Raw genomic sequence first — 2693 nt, 5'->3', positions numbered from 1 at the left:
TCTTCATAACGCTAGGCGTTGGCATACGAGACTACGACAAACTAGCTTCCTGCGAATTCCCGTTTGCGTTGATGAGTGGATTTACGCGGATCAACATGTGATATTAGCTTTAGGGTTGCATCAAGACCAATCAGTTGGTGGCACTCTTCCCGGAGAGACCTCATGACATTGTCCAGAAACCGAAACAATCTATTCATCGTCTTTCCAATTTTGCTCTTCGGGATGACAGGCATCTCTCGAGCAGAAATCCTATGGAGCGAACTAGGTGATGCTGGAGAATCGCTAGGCACCGCTCAAGCAATCTCGGGCATGGACGAGATTACTTCGATTATCGGTACTATCGAATCGAGTGCTACTCTCGGCTACGAGGACGTCGATCTCTTTAAGATCTACATCGAAGATTTCAGCATCTTCTCTGCGACAACAAAAAACAGCGCCGCTTTGGATACCGATCTCTTCCTGTTTGACAGCAAGGGGTTCGGCTTGGCGTCCAATGGTGACAATGTTTTTGCTACTCCGCCAGAGCTTTTTGCCACGATTCCGAGCGATTCAGTCTCTGGATCCCCGGGCATCTACTACATTGGAATTGCTTTTGCTGGTGATTATCCGAAGAGCGTAACGGGTCGGATCTTCCCAGATCTATTCGACCTCAGTTCAACTGGTAAAGTACTCGGGCCAATTTCGCCAGGTGGTAATAATCCATTGAGTAATTGGGAATATGATGGCGACCCTGGTCGGATTCCTCTTCCCGCTTCTTACGAAATAAACCTCACCGGTGTGAACACCGTGCCCGATGTCGTTCCCGAACCAGGTTCTTCACTACTCATCCTGACAGGTCTAGCAAGTTTAGTCGGTCTTCGTTGTCGTCAGCGGCTAATCAAGAAGTCTTGAGACATCGAATACTGTTCATCAGTCTTCTATTGAAGCCTGCGCCAGCAATCGAATGGGGGCGACCAACGGAAACTCCGGATTCACGGCAAATCGGCCCACTACCATGTTGGATTACGGGCGCATACACCAATAATTGTTCTCTATATCGAACCGGGGAATGACAAGCGGCGAGACTATTCTTAGTTAAATACATTTTCGCGTTAGTTGCTCCAATCCAAGTCTGCAGTACAGCTTCTGTGAATATAACCATTCATACCTCACCGACAGGTTCCAATCCTCGCTTTTTCTCATGCTACTCGTAATCATTTTAACTTGCCTACGTCTCGGAAATTGAACTGACAGTCATACACAGAAAGTAGTGCCGTTGATCAGTCGCGTACGGCGTTGCCAGCGTTCCGTTTTAGTAGATTGAGACGGTGCCCGGAATAGAGACGCTTATGACCTTATATGCCCCGCTCGTCCTAGCAGGTGATTTGAAGGGCATCCCGGGGCTCATCACCGTGAAGGTGTTTTTGTACATTTGTCATGGTTAGTCCTTGGTTGTGGTTCATTTAAGTAATCACATCCATACTAGAAACAGGGCTGCTCTCAAGTTAGTACATCGGTTGGACTTCCTTGATTTTCTGGTCCAAGAAACGCTCTTCCGATCGTTTCCGGAGAAGCAAGCATGCCAACGATTCAGGATGTAAAGAAATAGGCCGATGAACAATAAGCCGTTTCTCTTTGGATTGCGGATCGGATTTCGCGGCGAGACCTTCGGGCTCATGTCAGACGGTATTTACAAGTCCTAATCAGCCGTATCGAGGCGAAACACGGCTGACAATTGGCTGAAGAACTAGACGAACAGACACCGATGACTCTTCAGCACTTCATCGATCGATCCTATTGGAACGAGGATAAATCTGTAGGCAGTAAAGATGGAGCACCTAGATGACACGAGCGACATGCTGTTCATTGACGAGACTGGCTTCTTGAAGAAGGGCAAGAAGTTGGTGGGCGTACTGCCAGATCCGCCTTTTTCTGGAGTTCCACAGTTCCAAAGAGCATGCTTTGATCGACCGAGCTTTGTACGTGCGCCGTGAATGGGCCGACGATGCCGAGCATCGCATCGAAGCCAACATTCTAGAAGAGATCACGTTAGTTTCAAAACCAGTATTAGCTTGTGAAATGCCTGTCCGAGCGTTGAAAGTAAGCATTCCTGCGTTTGATAACGGAAGACGAGGTTTAGAGCTCGGACCACAATTTCCAGGATTTCTGTTAAAAGCGTCAGATTGACAACGTGGTTGCAAACACTTCCAACACACATCTCCTCTTGAATGGCAAATGAACCACCATCAGCAAGCACGTACCAAAAATTCCGAGGCCCCATTACGAACCACCGAAATAGCGAAGTTTAAATGGTGGTATTTATTTTGCTAATGCTTATCAGATTAGCCGTGATCTAAGCGTAGACCGTCGTATTCTTCGTCAAGTAGGATCTGTACAGTAGCAGCTGATACCTAAAGAAACAGATGCAGGGCCGCCCACATGGACGGCCCTGCTTTCCGATATTAAGTTCATACTCTAGCGTCGAGACGATCGTCCAAGTTGGCGACCTACATGGTTGACCTGCCCCCTTCACCCGCGTCCATTCGGTAAATTAGTTTTTGCTGAATGCTTGCCCATTTGAAGGGAGATTTCTTATGCCTAGAAGAAGATTCACGCCGGAGCAGATTATCCAGCATCTCCGCGAAGCGGAGGTGCTTCTTTCTCAGGACAAGACGATTGCCCAGGCCTGCAAGGCGATCGGTGTCACGGAGCAG

At 48.1% G+C, this 2693-nt stretch carries 3 protein-coding genes; all 3 read left to right on the top strand.

Going from position 1 to position 2693, the window contains the following annotated elements:
* Positions 1-162: 162 nt before the first annotated feature.
* A complete protein-coding gene (locus C5Y83_RS10890; protein ID WP_105329718.1) occupies positions 163-891 on the top strand; it encodes a PEP-CTERM sorting domain-containing protein in 729 nt (242 codons plus the stop codon).
* Between the two features lie 1050 nt (positions 892-1941).
* The gene (locus C5Y83_RS29125) at positions 1942-2166 is read left to right on the top strand and encodes a transposase (protein WP_146117737.1); all 225 of its coding nucleotides are present in this window, start codon (positions 1942-1944) and stop codon (positions 2164-2166) included.
* Between the two features lie 407 nt (positions 2167-2573).
* A partial coding sequence (locus C5Y83_RS30160; RefSeq protein WP_409994586.1) for a transposase occupies positions 2574-2693 on the top strand: 120 nt, incomplete at its 3' end.

The organism is Blastopirellula marina, from assembly GCF_002967765.1.
Lineage (GTDB): Bacteria > Planctomycetota > Planctomycetia > Pirellulales > Pirellulaceae > Bremerella > Bremerella marina_A.
Note: the sequence above shows the minus strand (reverse complement) of the source record. Positions and strands in the feature narration are given on the sequence as shown.

Bases quoted from the DNA above. Each gene is read 5' to 3' on its own strand.
- C5Y83_RS10890 (WP_105329718.1), top strand. From the start codon at position 163: ATGACATTGTCCAGAAACCGAAACAATCTATTCATCGTCTTTCCAATT.